The sequence below is a fragment of the Runella zeae DSM 19591 genome (assembly GCF_000423565.1).
GTDB classification, from domain to species: domain Bacteria; phylum Bacteroidota; class Bacteroidia; order Cytophagales; family Spirosomataceae; genus Runella; species Runella zeae.
This window is the reverse complement of the sequence record NZ_AUIF01000061.1, coordinates 14,844-38,814: the sequence shown is the minus strand read 5'-3', so window position 1 is coordinate 38,814 and position 23,971 is coordinate 14,844. Positions and strand designations below refer to the sequence as shown.

Annotated in this window: 23 protein-coding genes and 1 pseudogene; 2 read left to right on the top strand and 22 right to left on the bottom strand. The window is 38.3% G+C overall.

The features are described from left to right. From G563_RS38680 to G563_RS0116455, 6 genes are all read right to left on the bottom strand, one after another. On the bottom strand, positions 1 to 266 hold a 266-nt coding region (locus G563_RS38680; RefSeq protein ID WP_037327330.1), incomplete at its 3' end, for a hypothetical protein. A gap of 431 nt (positions 267 to 697) precedes the next feature. After that, positions 698 to 1,549, bottom strand: coding sequence for a ribonuclease E inhibitor RraB (locus G563_RS37080; RefSeq protein WP_084650888.1), 852 nt, complete (start codon positions 1,547 to 1,549; stop codon positions 698 to 700). Positions 1,550 to 1,687: 138 nt separating this feature from the next. Continuing rightward, a complete protein-coding gene (locus G563_RS0116465; RefSeq protein WP_051211028.1) occupies positions 1,688 to 2,122 on the bottom strand; it encodes a GNAT family N-acetyltransferase in 435 nt (144 codons plus the stop codon). Further along, positions 2,119 to 2,274: a hypothetical protein gene (locus tag G563_RS38100; protein ID WP_157585389.1), complete on the bottom strand. Its 156-nt coding sequence runs from the start codon at positions 2,272 to 2,274 to the stop codon at positions 2,119 to 2,121. Before G563_RS38100 ends, G563_RS0116465 begins: the two co-directional genes overlap by 4 nt. Before the next feature lie 183 nt (positions 2,275 to 2,457). After that, positions 2,458 to 2,853, bottom strand: a complete 396-nt coding sequence (locus tag G563_RS0116460) for a hypothetical protein (RefSeq protein WP_028666282.1) — start codon at positions 2,851 to 2,853, stop codon at positions 2,458 to 2,460. A gap of 198 nt (positions 2,854 to 3,051) precedes the next feature. Continuing rightward, positions 3,052 to 3,849, bottom strand: a complete 798-nt coding sequence (locus tag G563_RS0116455) for a serine hydrolase (RefSeq protein WP_028666281.1) — start codon at positions 3,847 to 3,849, stop codon at positions 3,052 to 3,054. Between the two features lie 281 nt (positions 3,850 to 4,130). Between G563_RS0116455 and G563_RS39225 the strand changes: the two genes are divergently transcribed. Together G563_RS39225 and G563_RS39305 are read left to right on the top strand one after the other, a co-directional pair. Continuing rightward, positions 4,131 to 4,358 carry a phage integrase N-terminal SAM-like domain-containing protein gene (locus G563_RS39225; RefSeq protein ID WP_157585393.1) on the top strand — a complete coding sequence of 76 codons (228 nt, stop codon included), beginning with the start codon at positions 4,131 to 4,133 and terminating at the stop codon, positions 4,356 to 4,358. A 27-nt stretch (positions 4,359 to 4,385) separates the two neighbouring features. Further along, positions 4,386 to 4,625 (top strand): annotated as a pseudogene (locus G563_RS39305) (IS91 family transposase); the annotation flags it as partial. A 265-nt stretch (positions 4,626 to 4,890) separates the two neighbouring features. Here G563_RS39305 and G563_RS0116445 read toward each other — a convergent pair. From G563_RS0116445 to G563_RS0116365, 16 genes are all read right to left on the bottom strand, one after another. Further along, the gene (locus G563_RS0116445; RefSeq protein WP_211235282.1) at positions 4,891 to 5,148 is read right to left on the bottom strand and encodes a 4Fe-4S dicluster domain-containing protein; all 258 of its coding nucleotides are present in this window, start codon (positions 5,146 to 5,148) and stop codon (positions 4,891 to 4,893) included. Between the two features lie 55 nt (positions 5,149 to 5,203). Next, entirely contained in the window at positions 5,204 to 5,938 is a 735-nt protein-coding gene (locus G563_RS35000) for an alpha/beta hydrolase (RefSeq protein WP_084650887.1), read from the bottom strand. A gap of 73 nt (positions 5,939 to 6,011) precedes the next feature. Beyond that, on the bottom strand, positions 6,012 to 6,812 hold the full coding sequence (locus tag G563_RS0116435; RefSeq protein ID WP_028666279.1) for a DUF4249 family protein: 801 nt from the start codon (positions 6,810 to 6,812) through the stop codon (positions 6,012 to 6,014). Between the two features lie 2 nt (positions 6,813 to 6,814). Beyond that, positions 6,815 to 9,139, bottom strand: coding sequence for a TonB-dependent receptor (locus tag G563_RS0116430; protein WP_028666278.1), 2,325 nt, complete (start codon positions 9,137 to 9,139; stop codon positions 6,815 to 6,817). A gap of 86 nt (positions 9,140 to 9,225) precedes the next feature. Next, positions 9,226 to 10,191: an MBL fold metallo-hydrolase gene (locus tag G563_RS0116425; RefSeq protein ID WP_028666277.1), complete on the bottom strand. Its 966-nt coding sequence runs from the start codon at positions 10,189 to 10,191 to the stop codon at positions 9,226 to 9,228. Positions 10,192 to 10,624: 433 nt separating this feature from the next. Continuing rightward, the gene (locus tag G563_RS0116420; protein ID WP_028666276.1) at positions 10,625 to 13,318 is read right to left on the bottom strand and encodes a glycoside hydrolase family 2 TIM barrel-domain containing protein; all 2,694 of its coding nucleotides are present in this window, start codon (positions 13,316 to 13,318) and stop codon (positions 10,625 to 10,627) included. Between the two features lie 385 nt (positions 13,319 to 13,703). Further along, entirely contained in the window at positions 13,704 to 14,885 is a 1,182-nt protein-coding gene (locus tag G563_RS0116415) for an alpha/beta hydrolase family protein (RefSeq protein WP_028666275.1), read from the bottom strand. Between the two features lie 34 nt (positions 14,886 to 14,919). Then, positions 14,920 to 15,846 carry a VOC family protein gene (locus tag G563_RS0116410; protein ID WP_169579768.1) on the bottom strand — a complete coding sequence of 309 codons (927 nt, stop codon included), beginning with the start codon at positions 15,844 to 15,846 and terminating at the stop codon, positions 14,920 to 14,922. A 61-nt stretch (positions 15,847 to 15,907) separates the two neighbouring features. Then, positions 15,908 to 16,306 carry a DoxX family protein gene (locus tag G563_RS0116405; RefSeq protein ID WP_028666273.1) on the bottom strand — a complete coding sequence of 133 codons (399 nt, stop codon included), beginning with the start codon at positions 16,304 to 16,306 and terminating at the stop codon, positions 15,908 to 15,910. Further along, positions 16,293 to 16,700 carry a hypothetical protein gene (locus tag G563_RS0116400; RefSeq protein WP_028666272.1) on the bottom strand — a complete coding sequence of 136 codons (408 nt, stop codon included), beginning with the start codon at positions 16,698 to 16,700 and terminating at the stop codon, positions 16,293 to 16,295. The genes G563_RS0116405 and G563_RS0116400 overlap by 14 nt, the downstream gene beginning before the upstream one ends. Continuing rightward, the gene (locus tag G563_RS0116395; protein WP_028666271.1) at positions 16,697 to 17,224 is read right to left on the bottom strand and encodes a YceI family protein; all 528 of its coding nucleotides are present in this window, start codon (positions 17,222 to 17,224) and stop codon (positions 16,697 to 16,699) included. Before G563_RS0116395 ends, G563_RS0116400 begins: the two co-directional genes overlap by 4 nt. Before the next feature lie 134 nt (positions 17,225 to 17,358). After that, the gene (locus G563_RS0116390; RefSeq protein ID WP_028666270.1) at positions 17,359 to 17,943 is read right to left on the bottom strand and encodes a Crp/Fnr family transcriptional regulator; all 585 of its coding nucleotides are present in this window, start codon (positions 17,941 to 17,943) and stop codon (positions 17,359 to 17,361) included. A gap of 496 nt (positions 17,944 to 18,439) precedes the next feature. Beyond that, positions 18,440 to 19,432, bottom strand: coding sequence for an FAD:protein FMN transferase (locus G563_RS0116380; RefSeq protein ID WP_037327194.1), 993 nt, complete (start codon positions 19,430 to 19,432; stop codon positions 18,440 to 18,442). A gap of 1 nt (position 19,433) precedes the next feature. After that, on the bottom strand, positions 19,434 to 21,632 hold the full coding sequence (locus tag G563_RS0116375) for a PepSY domain-containing protein (RefSeq protein ID WP_028666267.1): 2,199 nt from the start codon (positions 21,630 to 21,632) through the stop codon (positions 19,434 to 19,436). 6 nt (positions 21,633 to 21,638) lie between these two features. Further along, positions 21,639 to 22,124 (bottom strand): DUF2271 domain-containing protein, encoded by a 486-nt coding sequence (locus G563_RS0116370; RefSeq protein WP_028666266.1) that lies wholly within the window; start codon positions 22,122 to 22,124, stop codon positions 21,639 to 21,641. 132 nt (positions 22,125 to 22,256) lie between these two features. Further along, positions 22,257 to 23,795, bottom strand: coding sequence for an ankyrin repeat domain-containing protein (locus tag G563_RS0116365; RefSeq protein ID WP_028666265.1), 1,539 nt, complete (start codon positions 23,793 to 23,795; stop codon positions 22,257 to 22,259). Positions 23,796 to 23,971: the final 176 nt, after the last annotated feature.

Here is a 23,971-nt window from a genome sequence, read left to right as displayed (position 1 = left end):
CTTCCGATGCCAAAACTAATAGCAAGAACATCATAAGTAGTCGCTACTTTATAATGATATAATAAAAAAAACAAAGCTTCTTTTGAGTTTTGAAATATACTATTGTTACCAAACCCATTAGGAAATCCTGATAGAACTGTTGGAGTATAATAACAAGAAAACTTTTCAGATAACCTATTAAACTCCTCTTTACTAAGGCCTGTTGTAGCTCGAAAATCTCTATCAGATTTTATATTACTAAATATACTAATTCTTTGTGATTTCATAATAACTTATTAAAATGTTAATTACCGCAAATATATCATAAAATATTGATTATCAGCAAAAGAACAAGTCTATTAATATGATACAAAGGCTTGTTGTATTGGTTAAAAAGCGTCCACCGTTTCTTTTTGTATTTTAATAAATATTTTCCATTTTTACTTTTAAATATAGTTGTCAAACGTTGTTCATCGGCAAATGATGTTTGCTGAAGAAAGAAAATTACTAATATTGTCAATAACGTTTTCATAAATAATAGGTAACGGAAAGAGTTGCCTATGCGACTAATTTTTTAACAACCCCAAAATGTTTAGGATTTAATAAGGTTGCTACTGTTGAATCTTGAATCCCGAAAGCCTTCGGGATTTCATAGAAGCATCGCGTCGGCAACCCAGTTCGGTATATTGCCAAAATGATGATGGCGGTAGTTTTTATTTTATTCATTTGCTGTTTTTTTTATAAATTCATTGTATATGCTCCAATTTGTGTCTGCTAAAATTTTAAAGTCGAAATTTCTTTGTTTTTCTGAGTTTTTAATCATTATTAGAGTTTTTGTTGCGCCACTTTTGTTATTTGTAACTAAGTAAAAAGTTCTAACTCCTTTATATGTCTCCCGAAAAACGTAATAGCTTTTGATTTTATTTCGATTCAAATAGTCTTCAATAAAATATTCAAACCCGTCTAAATTTTCAAGTTCTTCGTCAGTTGGTAACATAAATTTTTCGTCTTTCTTGTAGGGTGTAGTTATCTTTATGAAATATTTAAACTCTTGTTTATGCTTAAATTTATCAAATGCTGTGTTGCCAATTAATAAACAGGGGTAGTTGTCTTTTTGGTAATCAAGTGTCTTAAATTCTTCTGGAACTACATAAGTGTTTCTTTCAATTGGTTTATTTTTATCCTTGTTTCCAACATCAAAGCCATCATAAATGATTTTGTATTTGTCGGCTACAGAATAAAGTTCTTCGTTAAGTGCGTATAAACTTTTAGCATTGTGAATTTCTTTACGCTCTAGATGCAACCAATAACTTTTGCCTTCAGATTGGAAGATTTCAACAAAATCAAATCCTTTACTTTTTAGCTCGTTTGCAACTTGACTGAATTTGTCATTTTTGTTTGAAGTAAAGAAATATCCCCACAGCATTGTCGTATCTGTATTTACGCCATTTGCGTGCATATGGGAAAATATTTCTTCAATTTCTTTTAATGGAATTTTGTTTTGCATTGGTTTTGAATTGTTACAACTACAAAGGTTAAGGATAAATGCCCAAATAATTATTTTTTTCATTTTTTATTTACTGCCAATTTGTACAGTTCCATTATGAAATAGTCACCGGAGAACGATTTCGGGCTTTACATTTGGGCGGGTTTAGGAGAACAAAGCTCCAATTTTGCACGTCAGTCCTAACCTTTTTGTATGTCGTTTTTATTCTGTTTTTTTATTTAACTCAAACAAAATATAAGATCCACTTTCAGATTGCCCTATTCCGATTTCTAAAAAGCCTTTTTGCCTGTAGAAGCAAATTGCTTTTTCGTTTTTCTCTTCACATTTTAGTCTAACTTGATGTCCGAATTTGTCAAGTACAGCATTTAATAATTGTGTTCCAATACCTTGGTTTTGAAATTTTTCGTCAACATATAAATGATGAATAAAATTGTCTGCTACCCAAACAGAAACAAAACCAACTAGGACTTCATCTGCAAGGGCTACTAAAATATATTCGTTCTCGGTCTCCTTGTCAAAGTCAGATAACTTAAATTTTGATGTGTCATTCCAAGAAAAGGACGTTACTCTTGTCTTGAAAAACAAATTCCTCATAGCATAAATATCTATTTCTCGGCTTTCAATTACTTTTATCATCTTGCTACAATGGCCTGTCGGTTAATGTCTATTAAATGGCCACTTACGGTTTGTGGCTGGGCGGTGTGGCGGGCAATCGAAGCATCCCGATAGCTATCGGGATTGATATTACTACTAAAGTTTAATTGAAAAAATACAGTTGAATTTTGCACTGCGCTTGTATCTCTACTTAGATTGAATGAGGCGACATTCGTGTTAGTGTTATAGTTTTTCAATTTTTTATATTCAATTGCCGTACCTTCCCCAGTATGGAATAGGCATGTGAGGATATGGCAAAAAATTATTCATAACCTCTAATATTGATTAGTAAAATAGTTTATAGTTTAAGTATATTTTTAGCTTCTGTATTTTTCTTTTTTTCTAAACACAAAGCCTGTTCTACTAAAACTACTCTCTGTGCTTGGGTTTTGTGGGAATGCATCTACATAATCAAACCCAAGTTTTGACATAGCATTTAACAAGTCTGTTTGATTACTAATTTTCAAATACTTATTGTCTTCTAGGAGGTCTTGCAAATCTTTAAGAGATTTTTCAAACTCTGAGTTTTTTGCTTGAATAACTATTCGTATTGATTGACCTAGTATTGAGGATGTATTATCAGAGTTAATAATAATATATTCTGGAAATTCTTCTACCTTAACAGTTTTGTTATTTAAAGACAAAGTCTGTGCGTGTAAACTTGATGCAGATGTTATTGCATAAATAATTGCAATTACTTTTAAACTTTTCATCTTGTATTTTTGTCAAAAATGATTGTTTTTTTGTTTAATAAGTTTCTATGATATAGCCCACAACGGCTATGTATTAGCGATGGCGGGGCATTTGAAAAACGTCGACTCAATAGTTGTACAAATGCCCAATAGAAGCACAAATGTTGAGTTTACAACTGTCAGCTCCACTATTGCCAATATGATGTTAGCGGTTCGTTGTTACTTTGTCCCTTCAACGTCTTTTAGTATCAGTTTAGTAATTTCTTTCCGTCCTTTCAAAAAGTTAGGATTGTTCTCATTTTCGTGTTTAATAAGTCTGGTAGCAAAGAAATAAACATTTTCGTTTGTTTCTATATATCCAACCCACCAACCGATGTCTTGTCCATTTTTCCTTGTCCAACCTGTTTTGTCCCTATATGTATGCGTTTCTGTTTTTTCAGAAATCATAATTTCCTTCACTTTTTCAATAGTCATTTTCGTGAAAGGAAGCTGGTTGTTATAAAATTTTATTAAGAAGTTTATTTGGTCTTTTGGTGAAACGGCAAATTCTCCATAGTTCCAAAAATCATCTCCTTTTTCTTTTAAATTGCCATTCCCATATTTACACTTTCTTAGGACTTTTTGGTATATATTCCTATCTATTCTTTTTGCAACTTCAACATAGAACCAAACCGTTGAGTTTTTGAAAGCATTTTTTAAGTCTGTGTCCTTATTCCAAACATTTACCACTGTTCCTAAGTGTGACTTGGGTTTACCGTCCCATTTGAAAACCTCACTCTCGTCTCTAACTGCTTTGTATTCAAGTGCAAAGAGTGAATTTGGTATTTTAAATGTAGATGCAGGTAATGTCGCTAATTCAGCATCTTGCTTATCGGTAAAAGTCCATTTCTTGTTTTTGTAGTCATAAATAGTTGTACTTCCCTTCACATTCAGACTGTCAAAATATTTTTGAAAATTAGTTTGTCCGTATGATATTGAAGCCAAGATTGTCAATATAAGTGTTACTACTTTTCTCATTTATGTTTGTTGTTTACAATGACCGCTAACGTTTTGTGCTTTGCATTAGGGCAGGATTTTGTAGTACAAAAACTAGTTTTATTACTAAAGTTCAATTAAAAAACTGCTGTTGAGTTTTGTCAACCTTCAGCCGTCAAATTCAGCCCGCCTTACGCAAACCCGTGTTGAACAAAACCTTCGGTAGCTATCTTACCTCAAAATGATTAATTTTAAGACCAATTTAAACTTAAAATTTATCATGACAAAAAAAGAATTCTGATGAGCTACGGGAAAATACGCTTATCAACTGCGCCAGTAGAGAAGTATCTGGCTTTCAGGAATTAATCCACCGTTTTGAGCGTAGTATTTCCATCCTAGGCCGTAGTCCGAGCACTTTCAAGAACTATTCTCGGCATATTGCAGCCATTGCGCTTCATTATGGAAAAATCCCAACTGAATTTGATGAGGAGCAAATCCACGAGTACCTTTTCATGCTTCAAAGGCGGAGCAAAACGCCCTCCCAAACGTGAGGTGGTTCAATTTAGCGGTACAGTGAATTTGTCAAAATACGACATTACGGGTTTTTGGGCAGCACATGGAAAAGTGTAAAGTTCAAGCAGTTACGGGAGTATTTTAAGCTCCAACCCAAATCAACAGATCCAGCAAAAACCTTGCTTAGGCGTTGCCGATGTTGCGGGGAAGGAAATTTAGTAACCATTGAGATTTTTGGGTCGAGCGGACTGCCTGCCCCATACATAGGCATTTGCCAAACCCAATGCACCCGTCCCGTTAGCTAACGGGATGAGTAGGGAAATTTATGCTCTAACATCCCAAAAAACCATAAAAATGGTGCATAAACAGCCATAAAAGAAAAAAGCGGGTCAAAACCCGCTCTCAGTGCAGTTGCCAGCTCGACCATAACTCCATAATAAAACAAAAGGGTTTGGTGAGCACTCTCCGCTAGGCTAGCTGCCCGCCCAAGTTTCGTTCAATCCTGAAGGCTTTCTGGTTTTTTCGCTTGGCTTTCAGTCACCACGAATGCTTAGTTATTGGTGGCAGTTTTTATTCGTCTTCCTTGACAAATCTTGTCAATTTTATCGCCTTTTCGGGGCAAGCCTGTACGCAAAGTCCGCAAGAATGACATTGGTCTGGATTGATAACATATGCCTTTTGATTAAAGAAAAAGGTCTTGATTTGTCCTTTTAAATTAAGTTTAGCCTTGTCTGCATCAGCGATAGTCCGCATTTCAAAAACATCATAAGGACACACCACCACACAATCTTCTTTGCCTCCACAGCTATTGAAGTTTACAATGGGCATCAGTTTTTCGGAAACATCAGAACAATTTGATTGGTCCAATTTCTTTATTATCATTTTAATTGAAATTTAGTAGCCATTTAGAAAATTCACTCCATTGTTTTGTTGAAATAGAATGACCATTGGTGTCTTCACAATAAGTTATTTGAATACCCAAATCCTTTAATTTGTTTAAATTTTCATCTGCATAAGTTTTTGGCAACATATTATCTCCACTTCCATGGGATAGGAATACCCGTACATTTTGCAACTGCTTGGATTTATTGATGTATGGAGTAAATTCTGCCACATATCTTCCACTAAAAACTCCGAAACCAGCAGCTATTGTGGGCTCACCCAAGCCCAATGACTGGGCCATATTTGCTCCCTGACTAAAACCGGCAACTACAATTTTACTCTTGTCAATATGATGTTTATCGGCAATTTGATTGATTAAGTCAATGAGTTTCTTTCTACTAAGTTCTTCTTGGTCGATATTGATTTCTATTTTACCGTTCACCATTCCCACATCATACCAACGAAAACTATTGGAACCTAATTGGTAGGGGCCACGAACAGATACCACCGCCCAGTGGTCAGGTACTTTTTCAGCCAAACCCAATATGTCATTTTCGTTACTGCCATGTCCGTGCAAAAGAACCAACATTGAAGAAAATTTGGCATTTGTTTTTGGTTCTTTGATTCTATAAACCAGTGATGTTTCGGTAATCATAGTATCACTATTTTTTTGTGCAATGCAGTTATCCAAGAATGATAACTGCATTAAAATCAGAATTATTATTTTTTGTAACATGGTATCCTTGGTGAGAAACTTTGAAAAATTTACTCTTACGAAACTTACATAGAGTAATTTTCAGGAAAAATCTCTATTTTATGGTTATGCTACGAACTTCTGAGGTATGTACCGAAAAATAACCTAAAGCTCCACCGCTTATGTTACTCGGTGGGTTAGCTGGCGAAATACCACCGCCAGGACCACCACCAGCAAGCTGATTGAGAGCATTAAAATAAGTGTAAATACGCGAATCAACACTCCTCATCTCAACGCTCACGATATCGCCCGCTTTGACAGGATTATCGGTATCATTAGGTATATTCAAATCTCTTTGATTGGCCACACCATTGCCAAAATTATCTGTGAAAGTTTCAAAAACCGTACCTTTTTGACTATTCACTTTTACAAAAAAAACATACACATTGCCTAATCTTGGGGGGTCAATATATTCAGGTAAAACATCATAACTTGTATTTCCAAAAAATGACATGACATTAAGTTTGAGTCCGTTTAGGTGAACTTTTTCAGGCATTTCACATTGAGAGGTGTATGTTTGCCCTTCTAATAAAACCTTGAGTGTATAGGTTCTACCTGACACTCCCGCTTTTAGTTTGCTTGTTTTGTATTTTCCTTCCGACTCATATTTTAAAGTATCAACCAAACCGAAGTTATCGCTAATGGTTACAACAGCATTACTAACCTGAGGGTATTGATTAGCCTGAGTAAACGCTACTGACTTTGTAATTTTTACAAAATGTGGTTCTACTTGGTCAGAAAGGTTTCCCTCAATTGTTATCTGACCACTTTTATTTTCTAAATCTAAGTCTATTTCTTTTTGGCAAGCTGTGAGTGTAAGAACTAACACAGAGGCAATACTTATTATCTTTTTCATTTTCAAAATTTAAAATTGTAAGTGATATTTGGAATCCAACGGAAAAGTGAGGTTTGCCAAGCTCGTGTAGTACCTGGGTTTTCTGGATTGTCCTGAAAATCAATGGTATAGGCGTTTTGACGACCATAAGCATTATACACACCGAAAGTCCATGAGCCTTGAAAATTTTTATACTTCTTTCTCTCATAAGTAGCACTTAAGTCAAGCCTGTTGTAGGCTGGCATTCGATTTTCATTTCGGCTGTCGTAGTGAAATATGGTTTCTCCGTTAATTTCATATTTACCCGTAGGAAACGTAACCGCATTGCCGGTACTATACACAAACAAGCCCGATAGTGTCCATTTTGGACTAAGAAGATATGTTCCAACCACCGATAAATCGTGAGTTCTGTCCAATCTTGAATTATACCATTGATTGTTATTTATGCCATCTATTTTTCTTTCGGTCTTCGATAGTGTATATGAAACCCAACCTGTTAACTTTCCTTCTTTCTTTTTTGCAATAAACTCTAATCCGTATGCTCTTCCTCTACCAAAAAGTAAGTCTGCCTCAATGTCTTTGCCAACATCGAACGAAATATCGGCTCCATTGCGGTAGTCAATTTGGTTTTGCATATTTTTATAATAGGCTTCTACATTAATTTCATAATTATTGTCATCAAAATTTCGGCTATATCCTATACTTACTTGGTCAGATATTTCGGGCTTTACGGTATAACTACTTCCAATCCACTGGTCAGTTGGGTTGCCGCTATTGCTGTTACTTAATAAGTGTAAGTTTTGGGAGTTTCGTGAATAAGCGACCTTGAAACTACTCACTTGATTAATTCTGTAATTGGCTGAAAACCTCGGCTCTGGATTGATATAGGTTTTACCCCATGCCCCCTTGGCTAATTGTACACTATCTTTTAATACTCCTTTCTCATATATATTATAAGTATCACCGCCCAAAACTGTAAATGCAGAAAGACGTAAGCCGTAGCTCAAAGATAATTTTTCGGTTACCTTATGGTCATCATTGATATAAATTGCATTTTCGAGTGAGTATCTTGATTTTTTCGGAAAACTACTCGATAAAGTGCCCGAAACAATAGCTGGTGTAATAGTGTGGTGAATGGTATTTATACCGAATCTAATCGAATGATTATTAGAGACATACCATGAGAAGTCTTGTTTAAGGTTCCAGTCTTGGATTTTTGATTTTAGACCTATAGAGGTAGTTTCATTCTCAAAGTTGATATCATAATTATAATTACTGTATATAAAAGAGGTATTGGAAAATAGTTTGCTACCTAAAATGCTGTTCCATCGCAAAGTACCTGAGGTGTTACCCCAGTCGGTACCGAAAGTATTGTTGAAACCTAAAATATCTCTACCAAAATACCCTGAAAGGTAGATTCTGTTATTTTTATTGATTTGATAATTGGCTTTCATATTTAGGTCATAAAAAAACAGTTGACTTCCTTTAAAATCTTCGGTTAATCCCAGAAACAAATCGGCGTAGGTTCTACGGCCAGAAATAATAAATGACGATTTTTCTTTTTGAATGGGTCCCTCTATACTTAATCTACTACTTATCAAGCCAATACCCCCCGTAGCCGCAAATTCTTGATTGTTACCTTCTTTCATTTTCACATCTAAAACTGACGAAAGTCGCCCACCATATTGTGCTGGGGCATTACCTTTTATGATGCTTGCATCCTTGAGGGCATCGCTATTGAAAGTACTGAAAAAACCCAACAAATGAGAGGCATTATAAACGGGTGCTTCATCGAGTAAAATCAGATTTTGGTCAACGGCACCGCCACGCACACTAAAGCCGCTTCCACCTTCACCAACGCTTTTGATACCTGGTAGCAGCTGTATGGTTTTTAGAATATCCTTCTCGCCAAAAAGCACGGGTAGTTTTTCAATAGATTTTATGTTCAAAACCTCTGTTCCCATTTGAGTAGTAGAAAGATTTTCATCTTTTTTTCTGGATGAGACAACAACTTCGTTTAGGGTGATTCCTTTATCGGCTGATGACTCAAGGAAAATGTCCAGTTTTTCGTTTTGTTTTACATTTATATCTATCTGCTGAATCTCATAGCCAATGTAGGAAACATAAATGGTTTGTTTCCCTTGGGGGAGGGTTAGGGAATAAAAGCCGTATTCGTTGGCAAGTGTGCCGAGTTTAGGATTTTCGGCAACTCTAAAGGCCACTCCAATCAATAACTCACCATTTTTTTTGTCTTTTACAGTACCGCTTAGGGTAAAATTTCCTTGCGAAAACGTAAAAAATGGAATTAAGAAAAACAGGGTAATTAGATACTTAATGTTTTTTTTCATGTTGATTTTTCTTGATTTTGATAGGAATTAGAGTCCCTGATTTTCTTAACATCAAGATACTCTAATTCCAAACTTTCATTACATAATTATTTGAACCAAATGGCTCCTGGGTCGCCTGGGAAGAAGGCATTTGGAAGTGAGAAAAGAAGACCACCATCACCGAAACTCGGGTATAAGGCTTTTAATTCATCAACTACTTCTTTATTTGACTTAGCTTTTACACCTGAGCGTAAATTTTTTGTTCCTTTGATTAAGCCCTGTGCATCAGATAAATAGGCAATGGTTTTATCAAAATTGCCTGATACGTTTGAATCATAACCAACGTGCCCCACAAAAACATAGCGATAATCGCTAAACTTTGTTTTCATTTCTTTGAGAGCGTTTATCCAAGTACTCAACTCGTCCACATTATCAAGAGGTGTATAGTCACGTATGTAGGAATGTCTGTTTACGGCCGTTAAATCTCCTGTAAATACTGCCTTTTGGCTTGGAATATATACATAGCCGTTTTCTGTGGCCTCAGTACCAGACACATTGCCAAAGTGAAATTCAAAACCCCCAATTACTCTAGAGCCTGAAACTGCAATTGCATCTTTGCCATAAATCTGCTTGAAGGTAGCATCTCTATTTAATGCCGCCGCATTTTTAGTTTCGGCATATACGGTAATATCCTTAAACTTATCTAAGTTGATAAAGTGGTCAACGTGCGGATGCGTAATGATAATCGTTATTGGTTTATTAATGGCATTTGCATAGGCACGAATCTCCTCGCCCGACTTGCTTATATCTGCAGTAATAACAGCACCGCCTGGGTCATTGATACCCACATCTACAATAGTAATTTCTTTCTCAGATTCTACAATAGTAGAGGTCCATCTACCGCCAAAGTTAAGTACATGGTATCTTGCATTACCATCTGTTACTACCTCCACAGTGCCGCCTTTTATGAGTGAGGTAGAAGGGGCTGGACTAAAATCAAACTCATCTCTATCACATGAGTTGAGAAGCAAAGCGGCTGAAATAGCCAACACGGAAAGGAATTTCAATTTCATATCTTTATTTGTTTAAATTTTTTTTAAAAAATAGATTATCTTTTGTCATTTATGACGATACAAAATTGCAATACTTCCCGCCCTCAGAACGATGAGGTAGGGCAAAAAAAAACGTTGACTTATATCAACGTTGAAATGCTTTTAGCTTTGATTATAATAATGAGGTATTGTATGGCAAAATGCCATTTGCCGAGCCCGACAGCTATATTATAAGGCGGTTTTAAGGGTTTATCTCAGCAGAATTTGCAGAAATTAATACCAAAAGGAATGGCGATAGCAGATTCCAAACCGTAGATTTTGCCAATAGTAACAAAATAGCAAAAATTCAAACCATACAATCAATACAGTTTTGATAATTCCAAAAAAATTAGGGTGGTCAGACTTTATCATCCAACCACCCTAATTTTAGCCTACTTTCGTCAACTATATCTGATTAACGTAACTTTCGTATCTGAATTCCATTCAAAATAGGCTCACCAACTCGAGCTTTGAAAGAAACTTTAATACCTTCAGAACCTGCAACACTGACAGGGTATTTGATTGCCACTGCTTGGTCGGTTTGGAGAGCTTCGCTGTTACTAAGACCCGAAATCACTACTTTTTCATTTACTAAAACATCAAAACTACGGGCTTTGAATTCATCTCTTGGCCCACCACGTGAACCCACATTGAATGCAATGTCGCCACTGTTTGTATTTTTAGAAATAAGTTCGGCGAAGTGGAGCGTTAATTCATAATCACCTGAAGGCACATCGAATACAAATCCTTCAATACCAGTACGCTGAGTTTGATAGATGGGGTCTAAATCTGTATCAAGTATATTTCGACTACCGCCAAAGCTCACCCGAGAATTATTAGCCATTACAAACTGCTTACCACCCAAATAGCCCCAGCTCCCAGGCTGGTAGGCTTTCTCAGGAAGCCAGTTTTGCCCTGTCTTTTCATCGAAGAAAATCCTTGAATCGCCAAGACTAACATTTAGTTCTGAAAAAGGTAGTTGAGGATTGATCAATTTTTGACCCATTAGCGAGAAGTTAATTTCGGCTTGGTCGCTGATTGTAGCCCCTTTTAATGAAGCTGTTGCCACCAAACTATTCAAACCATTTTTGAATGGCACATTGAACTGAGCTACGCCTTGTTTAGATACAGCACTGCCAATTTTTTTTCCATTGAGTGATAAGGTAACGTTAGGCTGATTCGTAAAAACCATTACTTGATGAGTAGAAACAAGACTCTTTTCTGAATCTACAATGCCAGTCCTTCGATTCCATTCTTTTGCACCTATTTGGATATATGGCGTTTTGATAAGGTTGGCTTTGTAAAAACGATACGGGTCTTTTTCCTTTCGGTCGTAGGTCATAATACCCTTAGGGTTGATATTGGGTAAGGTTTCAGAACGGACAGCGGTGTTAAATTCATTCAAGTTCCAAACCATTCCAGCGGCTACAAACGGGCGGTCAAGTATAGCTTTCAAAGAAGCCTGATGGTATTGCATCGTATATTCAACTGATTTGTCAAACTTCAAGGGATTTGTACTACGTACCCTATTATCTGCATCAGCTCCATATTCGGTTATCAAAATAGGTTTGTCGGGAAGTTCACGGTGGTGTTTGTCCATAAACTTACCGAAATCATCAAAATTGCCATAATACCAACCGAAATAAACATTCCAGCCAACAAGTTTAGGTATTTTCGTTAGCCCAACTTTGTTGTAAATCTCCCAAGCATTGTGATTCGGTATAAGCGTATATCGAGCCGAATCTTCTTTTCTTGTCATATTTTCCAGCTCTTGGGCCAATTCAGCTAAATGCTTGAGATAGGTTTTTTGGCGAGTAGAGTCATTGGCGAATGGTACTCGAAGCAACATCTCATTCATATATGACCAAATAATCACACTTGGGTGATTGTAGTGCTGCCTCACTACTTCAAGATGCTGTTGTTTGGCATTGACTGCATAGGCTTCGGAGTCGGTAAAGCCCATGATTGGTGATTCTACAGAAGCCAAAATACCCAATCGGTCACAAGTTTGTAGGATAGTTGGGTCTTGTGGATAATGAGCCACTCGCAAAAAGTTGCCACCCATATCCTTCAACAGTTCTACATCTTTCACGTGCATAGCATCGGGTAAGGCATTACCCATGCCCGGATAATCTTGGTGGCGGCTTGTGCCTATCAATTTTAGCGGCTTACCATTCAGGAAAAAACCTTCATTGGGGTCAAAGCGATACCAGCGAAAACCAAGTGGATTGGTTACTTCATCTAATATTTGTCCAGTATTTTCGTCGGTGATAGTAGAGGCAACCCTGTAAAGGTAGGGGTCATCTGGCGACCATAGGCGATGGCCACGAATGTTTTTCACAGCTTGGTCAAAGTCAATTTTCTGACCAGCTTCTACTGTAAAACTGCCTTTCTCCTCTGTCAGCAAGCCCCCATTGGGCATCAAAATTCGGTGACTAATTGTTAATTTTTTGGCTGTATTGCTGCGGTTCACTAATGCTCCTTTTACTTGTACAGTGGCTTGTGTGGCACTTACCTGAGGGGTGGTAATAAATATACCATTAGTTCCATGATTATCAGCATCGAAGTGAACTTTGTCATATACGTTTAGATATATATCTCGATACAGCCCACCGAAGATATTGAAGTCGCCCATAGTAGGGGGCAAGTTTTCATTAGGGCTGTTGTTTACTTTAATTAACACTTCATTAGCAGTGTTGCCCTCAGCAGTAAATTTGAGAGCTGAGCCAATAGGAAACGAAAAAAATGTGTATCCGCCAGCGTGTTTACCAACCTCTTTACCATTGACAAATACCTCGGCCGACTGCCCAGCACCTTCAAAATAAAGGTAGATGTCCTTGTCTTTCCAACCAGCAGGAATAAAAAGGTTTTTTTTATACCAGCCATCGCCTCGATAGTAACCAGGCTCATCGTCTAAAACATCTTGAGTATTCCAAGTGTGCGGAATCGAGACTGGTTTCCAGTTGTTTGTAGTTGTTTTTTTGGTTGAGTCCCCTTTAAAGAAAAGCCAGTTACTGTTAATAGTGGTAGATACACGGTTCTGTGCTTGCACCCCCGAAAGGCTGAAAATAACTACTACAAAATAAGAAAAAATTAATTTTTGTAACATGCTAAGGCTTGATTTTAAAATGCTTGAATAGTAAAGATAACTTTAATAGGACTTACACAAAACTTGGTATTTTCATTATGAGCCGCTCAACGATAAATTTTTCAGAGGTTCAAATTTAAATTGGTGAAACTTGCCTGTAAACAATGACAGTAACGGTCTCGAAAGGCTTGATAATTCATAAAATACTTCAATATTTTAGCAAAAATACAAGTTTAACTATTTGATACAAGTTTTTATTAAGTCCTATTTGATAATGTCTTTGATATTGCAATATTAAAATTGTTCGGCATATTAAAGTTTTAAATTTTTTCTATGTTAAAGGGTCTTTATCTTTCAAATTATATGTTTTTGTGTTAAATATTATCTATTTTTCAACACAAAATGTCTATCTTTTTTCTTGAAAAAACTGCAAAGAACCCAAAAGAAATTCGCTGATAGAAGTAGCATGGTCGCCACCTACTATCGTTTTGAGTTCAACATCAACCCCTCTTTTTTTCATGGCATCAACAGCCGTTTGTGAGTTGAAATATGGCACATAGTCGTCTTTATCGCCATGATACAGCCTTAAAGTAGTTTTTGGTTTCCAATCAAACACATCATTATCAGCTACTGCTGCCAATAAAGCCGTATCTGTGCCGTCTGAAATTCCTTTTTTAAATGTTGGATTGAGCAAATCTCCCAAATTGCCAGTTATGCGTGCGTTTTGTCTCTCTTTTTCGATTTGTGACGCATGAGGTTCCACAAAATAAGCCGAAATAGGTCGATTGAGTTTATATATATTATCATACGTGAGTAATACCCATATATACGAGGCATTGTGTGTGGCAATTCCGCTTGTTGGAGTATTTACCATAGTCTTAAAACTCAACGTTTTATTATATGCACCTGCACCACAACTGGCAGCTTTGACGGTAAATTCGCTTGCCGCAGTTTCTTCCAATTTTTTTAATAATGACATGCTGGCAAAACCTCCTTCTGAATATCCAGCAATGTAAGTACTTTCGTTCCAGTTGAGTTTTTCTTGTGCAATCGCTTCTTTTACTGCTCTGAGCATATCCAAACTGGCGGTTGCCAAACCTTCACGCTGCTCATAAGTATGAGGAATATTCTTAGTCTCGCCATAGCCAATATAGTCGGGTGCCGAAACAATATACCCCATCGATGCAATCAGTGTGGCAGTCTGTCCCTCTCCTCCGGTTTCGGAAAAATACGAAGGGGCATCTCTGTCATTAAAAATAGTTCCGTGCTGGTAGCTCAAAAGCGGCACTTTGTCAGTAATTCCCACTGGAACAGTCATAGCTCCAGATGCGAGTATATCAGTGCCCTCTGTATTTTTAGTTTTATAGACAATTTTATACTGTCTTACGCCACCTCTAACCAATGCCGAGATAAATTGAGCATTTTGCCCTAATGTATTGAGAAAATCAGCCCTTGAGTATTCCTTTACTAATGAAACAGTCACTAAATGTTTTGGCTGAATAGGAGTTGTTGTTTCAACTGTTTCTTCGCACGACCAAACGAAGAAAATCAACGGTAATAGCAAGTAAATAAAGCTATTGTTTTTCATGATTTTATTTCTATTTAAAGAGTATTATTCCTTTTTATGAGTGCGATAGCTTTATTTTTACGCCAGTGGGGTCAGATACCCAAAAACTACCACCTTCTTCAACTACATTGTTAATGCTTCCAAGTACTTTATTGAGTTGTTTGGCTGTGTTAAAAACAATCTGATAATGATTTAATCCAGCATTGCCTACAGGTGCCAATGGTCTGTTATTTCCATGCCAAGAATTCATTGCTATTCGATGTGTGTATGATGAACCAGCTCCAAGGTCGGCAAATTTGTAATTTGGAAAATAGTTGGATTGAACAAAACCTAATTTCTTGTAGAATTCGTTGTTATTGGCAACATTATTTGCATAAAAATGGATATGCCCAATCTTTGCATCATCGCTCATAATTTTTGACAAATCTACGTCTGCAAGGCTTTTCAATATCTTATCAATATCTAGCGGTGCAGATGCCCCCCTTATTGTACCGTTTACATCTTCCATAAAAAGACCACCCTCAGTAATTACCCTTTTAAACCTTTCTGGAGTTTCTAACGCCAACTCTACCATCACGTTGTCATAATCATTCAGGTAAAGTGACTGGGTCATAGTGTGGTCTATTGGCGAAAAGTAATATCTCTGCTGTTTTAAGCGATAAATGGCCTTTGCAAACTCTTGCTTATTGGGCAAATGGATTGCAAAATGATACAAACCACTGTAACCCTCCTGAAAAGAGGCTGTTGCTGTTTTATGCACTACAACTAATGTTTTGTTTTCAGTGCCAAATTCCGCTTCAATATCTGTTTTTTTTCTTAACTTCATTCCTATTACCCCAGTCCAAAATTGTGTGGCTTTTTCGATGGAGGTATTGTTCAGATGAACAGCCCCAAAAGAGGCTATTTCATCTGGATTTGATACACTTTGGGTATCTTGGTTTTGAAGCATTAGTGCATTCGCAAAGGTAGAAATACTATCCATAGATATTAAGAGTTTTGAAGTACCAAGCATACTTTTAAGAAATTGCTTCCTTTCCATAGTATTAATTTTTCGAAAGGATTGGTGCTTTGGTAGTTCTACCCCAAGCTATAAATGCAGCAAGCACAAAAAAGAAAATATTCATTCCTATAAGCGATGCCTCGCCTCTTGAAATATGAAATATGGCGGCTGAAACCATCAATACCATTGCACCATAAGCGGCAAATACCGTGAGTTTTGGTTGAATCCTCAAAGCAGCAGGTAATATTAAGCCCAATGCACCTAATAGTTCAAAAACTCCCGTTAACTTTACTAAGCCTGGGTTTTCTTTTGCCCATGGCAACATTTTGGCAGCTTCTTCTAAAGGTTGAAATAATTTGGTGTACGCTGCCCAAATGAATGTTAACGCAAGTAGCCCTTGTGCTACCCATAAGCCGATGTTTAAAATTTTATTTGCCTTCATTGTAGTTTAAATTAAAAAATGGGAAAATTGTTAAAATTGATAAAACTGGGAAAAAATGCATAGGAATAACCATGCCTGGAAATAATTCGGGCGATTCGGTATCTAATGGTAAATTGAACCCCAAAACCCCAACTATGGAAGCAAAACTAAGGATACTAAAGGCGACATTTAACCATCCGATTGTCTTTTTGCCTTTCCACTGTATGGCAAATTTATAGCCCAATGCTAAGAGCAAACCCCCAATCGTACACGAAGCAATAATATTGGATGTACCAGCAATTTTACTGAAATCCACAACGAATGCTTCGGAGTAGATGTTCAAATAGATGATACTTGCCAATGAAGATAGCAGGCTACCTACTATCCCCATCGTAAAGGTTTGTTTCCAGGTCATTTTGTAACTGGAACGCTTAGTTGAAAATTAAGTACTTCAGGTGTGCCTTTTCGTGTCACATTATAGTCGGTAGGTTTCACCGAAAATGTACCTGCAAATACTCCACCATCTGCATTTTGGTTAAATGTGAAAGGGATTTTGATAGCCTTGGTTACATCCTTGATAGTCAGATTGCCAGTAGCTTCGTATCCAGCGGCAGTTTTAGCGATAGATGTTGACACAAACTTCACCGTCTTGAAATTGGCGGCATCTAAACCCTTTTTGGCATGACCATTTCGCATTCCGTTGCCGGTGTTAATAGAGTTTGCATTGATGCTGGCCGTTAATTTTGAAGCTCCGAGGTTATTCTCATCGAATTGCAAATCACTTTCAAGTCCTTTGAATGTACCGTCAAAAGCCTTGCTGGTAAACTTTACTGAATAAGTGTCCTCCTTAACTTTCCAAAGCGTAGTGTTATTAATTACAGTAAACGCAGAGGTTGAAATTACTAAGGCGATTAATGCCGGGAAAAATACTTTTTTCATAATAATGATAATGATAAGTGTTTTTTTAAAATTTACACTGCAAAGTTGAGGGGTTTTGGTCACCCAAAACGATGAGGTAAAACAAAAAAAAACGTTGATGTAAGTCAACGTTTTAGAATATTGGTTCTATTTCCCTATTTCTTCAAAGCATTAGCCCTGATTCGGCTCAGCGTTTCTTTGGTCATTCCTAAATACGAGGCAATGATATGCTGTGGAAATCGTTGAAAAAACTCAGGATAAGTATTTTGTAATTGCTCCAGCTTTTGTTCTGCGGTAAGTGTTTGTGATGAGTGAAGTCTTTTCATAAGTTGGAATGACTGCCGCTCAGTAAGAATATAGTTTAACTCTGAAATAAATGATAATTTTCCAATTTTTTCAATAAAATCCGATTTGTTAATTATTAGTAATTCTGTGTCTTCGTAAGCATCAATGTAATAAGGAGTAGGTGTACCAATCATAAAACTCTCTTTATCTCCTGCCCACCAATTTTCGATAAATAACTCTAAAATATTCTCTTTACCAGTTTCATCTACAGTATATTTTTTTAGAGCACCTTTCACCACAAAGGCTGCAATTTTGCAAACATCTCCACTCTGTATTAAGTATTGATGTTTACGCAACTTCTTTAAATGAAAAACCTCAGAAAGCAAGCTAATGTCGCTTTCGGTAAGTTTGTTATCAATTCTATCATTGATATGTTGTACAAGTTTGTCTATCATTTTCTATTTGTCTGAGTTGTCATAAAATTGCCACCAACCGCTGAGGGAATAGCCGAAGTTCCCTGAAATAAAGACCGATTAGGTCGAAATATAAGGGAATTTTGGCTATTCCCTGTTGTACGAAGTTGAGGTGTAGGAAAAGAGGCCTTAAGCTCTTTAAAGCCGGAATGAGAAAAATATTTTGCAAATCTAAGATTTGAGAAGCCTTTTTCTCATGGTTTTTGGCTAACGTCGCCTCGCTTGAAAGCCACACCGCGAAGTTAGCCAAAAACCGGCTACTTGCTCTCCAAACGGCCTACTGCTGGCCCCACCTCAATTTTGTTCAACAAAATATACACGCAACCCTTGCGCCTATACCCCAAATATACCAAAGGTACTTAATGATTTTATAGGTTAGCACGCAAATTTTCCTCAAAGTGGGGGCAGACCAAACAGGCATAGCGTTTTTAGGGTAACATCGCCGATGTTACTTTCATTGTTGTTGGTTGGGATTGGCCTATTTGCTTTTTATGATTTTTCCTTGGTCGGTGATGAGGACGTAGCGGTAGAGAGGAAATTGTTTTAAGAATAGGAGGCCTTCTTTTTCGCCAAGTACCATGACAGAGGTGCTAAGGCCGTTGGCAAATTCGGCAGAAGCGCCTATGATAGTAGCACTCACCAAACCCGTAGCGGGATAGCCCGTCTTGGGATTGATGATATGCGAATAGCGGACGTTGTTGATTTCAGCGTATTTTTCATAACTACCCGAAGTCGCCGCAGCCCCCTGCCGTAGCTTGAAAGTGCGGACGATTTTGCCCGATTCAAAGGGATTGTTGATGCCGATGAGCCAAGCTTTTTGGTTGGGTTGTGTACCCCAGGTAGCAAGGTCGCCGGAGGCATTGACGATTCCGCCTGCTACGCCCCACGACTGCATAAGCTCGCGGCCTTTGTCGGCAGCATAGCCCTTTCCAATCGAGCCAAAGCCTATTTTCATGCCTTGAATGGGAAGATAGATAGTGGAGTGGAGGCTGTCTAACAGGATGTGCTGGTACCCCACATGCTTAATGGAGTTTTTGATAGCCTCTTCGGGGGGCATTTCGGTCATGCTTCCGTCAAATTTCCAGAGCCGATCAAGGGCCGCGATACTGATGTCAAAAGCGCCACCCGATAGCTTAGAAAACGCAATACCTCGGCGGGTAAGTTCAAATACTTCGCGATCTACTTTGACGGGCTTGATGCCGGCATTTTGATTGACTTGCGAAATTTGAGTTTCGGGTTTCCATTCCGAAATCAAATTTTCGATGCGGGTTACTTCGGCTATTACTTGGTTGATACGCTGCTGTGCGAGGAGGGTATCTTTTTCTACAATGGTAATATCAAATCGAGAACCCATCAAAACGACATTGCGTTTGAGTAAGACTTGTGCCCAAACACAAGAGCCGCTCAAACTAAAAATAGTCAGCAGGAGCAATGACAGGCTGACTATTTTGGGGGTACTTTGTCTATTCATCCTAATAGCAGTCCGTTAAGATTTGATTTTGGGCAATGTAGTGGCTGATATTCTTATTGTTTTTTTCAAAACAAAGTTGGTCTAGTACTATTTCTACGTCTTTGTGCATGGCAAGTGAGCCGCAAATCATGATGACGCCGTGGTTTTCCAGTAAATCCGTGAAAAATTGACAATCTCGTCGAATCAGGTCCATTACATACTGAGGCGTAGCCTCGCGCGAATACGCTATTTCAAAAGTTTTGAGATGCTTTTTGGTTATTTGTTCTTTTGCAAACTGCTGGTATTGAGTAGTTTGTTCATTTTTTTGCCGAAAACCTGCGTACAAATGAATAGGTGTATGGGTGTGGTTGCTCATAATCATCCCCAAAAAAGGAGCGATACCCGTACCATTTGCAATCATAGCTACTTTGGTGGCTTTTTCGGGAAAATGAAAACTTGAATTGCTGATAATGCGAGCTTGAAGGGTCTGATGGGGAGCAAGCTCATAAAGATAGCCCGAACCCAAGCCGTGGGGATGTAACTTAACGATGAGTTGGATAGTATCGTTGTTTTGAGCGATAGAATAAAAACGTTCACGGTTGTCGTTGGCGGGATAAATAGCCAATAAATCACCCGACTGAAACGCGGTTTTAGATTCGGGCTTCAGCACCATTTTGAAGGTGGAGTTGGTTTCACTCACTAGGGTTTTTTCCACCACTTTCAGTTTTTTCAAACCAGTGATTTTGGTACTGTAAAGTGCAGGGGCGGTGGCGAGTGCGATGAGGGATTTTTCGCTCCAGGCATGAACCCACTTCACAAAATCATCGACCGATTTGTCATTGACCGTAAACAAATCCAAATAACGCGACGCCCAGCTTTGTTGTTGAAGTAGCTGATCAACGTGGTTTGCATAGGCACAAAAATCTGGATAAGCTTTGGAGCCAAAACCTACCACGGCAAACTGTACGGCTTGCGAGGGTGGAAATGAGTGCAGAAGTTCCTCAAAATGAGTGGCATTGGTGGGGGCGGTGCCTAGTCCATAAGTAGAGGTAAACACCAAAAGATGCTGAAGGCTAGGGTAGTGGCCAAATTTGTTCATCTCCGTAAGGTAAGACCGCTTGCCTGCGGCTAACAATTGCTGATGAATCTGATGGGCAAAAAACAACGTACTGCCATTTTCTGAACCCACCAGAAGGACGATTTCGGCGTTTTGGGGATTGAACTTATTTTTGATTTTGGTGCGAGTGCGCTTAAACGTAATCACAAACCCTGTATAAATAAAGGCAAGGATGTTTAAAGAAGCAAATCCCAAAATAATGGCCCACAGCGCATTGGTTCTCCCGGTGTGAATGTCGAGACTCAATTTTTCGAGTATCACGGTGAAGGGATAACGCGTCTCTTCTACAATAGCACCGGTGAGTTGGTTGACCGAAATTTCCCGATCTTTTAGTTTCAACACAAAAAACTCCTCGGGGTCGTCTTCCATAAATGGAAACTCAATTTTTGAGACTTCGGCTAATTTTGTTTGTTGAAAAATAGAAAATTCACTGAGTTTTTTTTGGGGTAACTCCTCTGTGGATGGAGCCTGTTTGATTTTTTGCTCCGTTTGTTTGATGATTTCGATACGAACCAAAAACAAATGAGTACCCGTAAGGGCCAGTGCTAAGATAGGAATCAGTAGCAGTCGTCCACCTGCCACGTGAAAATACTGCGCAAAAAAATCACGGTTGATTTTGGCAAAAAAATGGCGTATTCCTTGCTGCCGCTTGGCAATGAGTATGATACCGCTCAGGCTGATTAGTAGGAGTAAAAAAGACGTAATACCAATGATAATCCGCCCCGCTTCGTGCAAAAACAAAGAGCGGTGCAAGGCGAGATTCCACTGAATAAAGGCGCTTTTGGGTTTTATTGGCCCCAAAATCTTTCCATTGAGAGGGTCGATATAGGCCTTTATGTTTTTGCCTTCTTCGTCGGTCGCATCTAGGATTACAAACTGGTTATGATCAACCGATAGCTCGGTGATTTCGGGATAAACCTTACGCAAAGCGGGTAGGGCTTGCGCAAGGTTTATAGAATTAAAATTGTCTACTCGGTATGCAGGAATTTTTTCGTTGACGGCATCGATGGCTAAGATGACCCCCGTCATAGAGAGAATCAACAAAAACAGGGACGAAACAATAGCTAACGTTAAGTGGGCATACCTCCAAATGGATAATGTCATCGCTAATTATTGTACTTTACTAAGTTTGACAAAGCGGATATAGCCATTTCCTACGGCACGTTCGGCGAGGGCGGTAGTGGTCAGAGGGATTTCAGCGTCGGTTGTGTGGTATTTTTGGTCTTCTACCGCCGACTCAAAGCGGAGCTTGTATCCTTTGTCTATTTTACTATCTTCTATTTCAATGGTTTTCATCGCTCGGTCTCCTCCTGATACCGAAGCGCCCGTAATAGCACTTAGTTTTTCTTTACTTTTGGTTTGGAATTTGTGCCAATCTTTGAGGGTTTTATACCATTGTTTGTCAGGCCCTAGTACATAAAGCGTTTTTTCGTAAGCTCCTTGGGGATTTATCAACGAAATAACCACATAAGCCTCTTCGCCTTCGTAGCTATTCATCTGTACTAGGCATTTATATTTGCTTGACTGGGCGAAAGAGTTTGTTGAGATGAAGACCGTAAACAACAATAATGTCAGAAGTTTCAAAGAAGTATTCATTAGGTTTGTTTTCTTACTAAGTGTTTGCGCACGCGAGATTGCCCGAGTGATTAATTATTAATGGTGTTGATATTCAGGTACTTTGTTGAAAATTTCCAACCCTTGGAAAGGTCGGTTGAGAGATTGGTTTAGTTATTTAAGAAAATCCAATCCTACTTTATTTTTTGATAAGAAACCATTTTCTTTAGCCAAATCAAAAGCGGTTTCGTCTAGCTCAGTTTTTAGGTCTTTTTTTGCACCTAATGCAATCAATGCCTTGAGGACTTTGTCGTCTTTGGCGATAAGAGCTGCTTTGTGCAAAGGTGTCATTCCTTCTTTATCTTGAGCATTGATATTGACTCCGAGTTCTGAAGCTTTCTGAATCAATTTTAGGCTTTCTTTGGCTACGGCTAAGTGAAAGAGCGTGTTGCCATTTTTCTGCGGCGCAGCTACATCTAAACCATTATTTTTTAGTAGTTCTAGTTTTGCGTCAAAATCAGCATTAGGATTAAATCCACCAGAGGCACCACCTTGCGGCCCACCTGGACGAGCTCCCGGGCCTGCGCCTTGCGGGCCTCTTTCTCTGAATGATTCAAACCAGTAATAAGCCAAATTGTTGCCGTCTTTGCTAACTACTTTAACATCAGCACCATTTTTGAGAAGAAGAGAGACAGTTTCGGCTGAGCCATTCACAACCGCTTGGGCAAGAGCTGATTCTCCTTTTTCATTTACCGCATTTATATTTTTAACTTGAGGCAATATGGCTTGAACAATCTGAATATCTCTGCCTCCCGAAGCTAAAATCAAAGCCGTATTACCTTCATTATCAGCTTTATTGACATCTACACCTTTGCTTAAGAAATAATCAATAATTTCTTTGTTGGGACGACGTACCAAAGAATGCAGAATTGTTGCGCCTTCATTATTAATGAACTTAGGGTCAAGTTTTAATGTCTCGACCAAATACTTGTAAGTCTCTATTCCCGCAGAACCTTGTCTTGAACCTTGAGCCGCAAAAAATAGGGCATTGCTAGTAGGTTTGATACCTTTGCTTATCAATTTATCGATGAGTTGCTGATTGGCAGAACGGGCGGCATAATCAGCAACTGTACGGCCAAAATCATCTTTGTCTTTTAAAGATAAACCTTTGGACACAAAAAAATCGGTCAAAGTCAAGTCTGTATCTGCTCCTACGGCTAGCATTAGCAAGGTGGCTCCATTGTCATAGCGTTGTTTGGGTTTGATACCTGCCTTAAAAAGAGCCTCATAGACTTGGGGGTTTTTGTTGCCACCGGCGGCAAAGGTAGCAGGCGTATTGCCACGGCTGTCTTGATCGTTGATATTTGCTCCTTTAGTGAGCAGATATTCCACAATTTCAGCATTACCACTAGAAGCAGCCCAATGAAGATAAATACGACTATCGTGGGTTTTTTTGTTGACATTATTGCCTTCTTGCTCAATTAAGAACTTAATAACATCGTTGGACGCCCGGTTGTTGATAGCGAGGGTCACAGGGTCAAAAGAGGCTGGATTAAACTGAGAGGGGCTATTGCCTTTTACAATTTCAGCCTTCACCGCTGCTAAATCAGGCTTACTTCTCCAAAATTCGGCACTTAATAGGGTATTGGTCTGTTGTTGGGCATTTCCGACTAATGTGTAAGACAAAAGAGCCGTCAAAAAGATTTTTTTCATAATATACTAGAAAATAAGTGGGAATATAAATCTTATTTGGACTAATTTTAAATTTTAGGCAAAAGTATAAAAAAAAGCTTCTCGTGTAAAGAAAAACCTGATTAATTGGGTGAAGAGTATTCTCAGGAAGTAATAGTCAGGAACGAGGATGACATGGAGGAAAAGGCAATGTTACT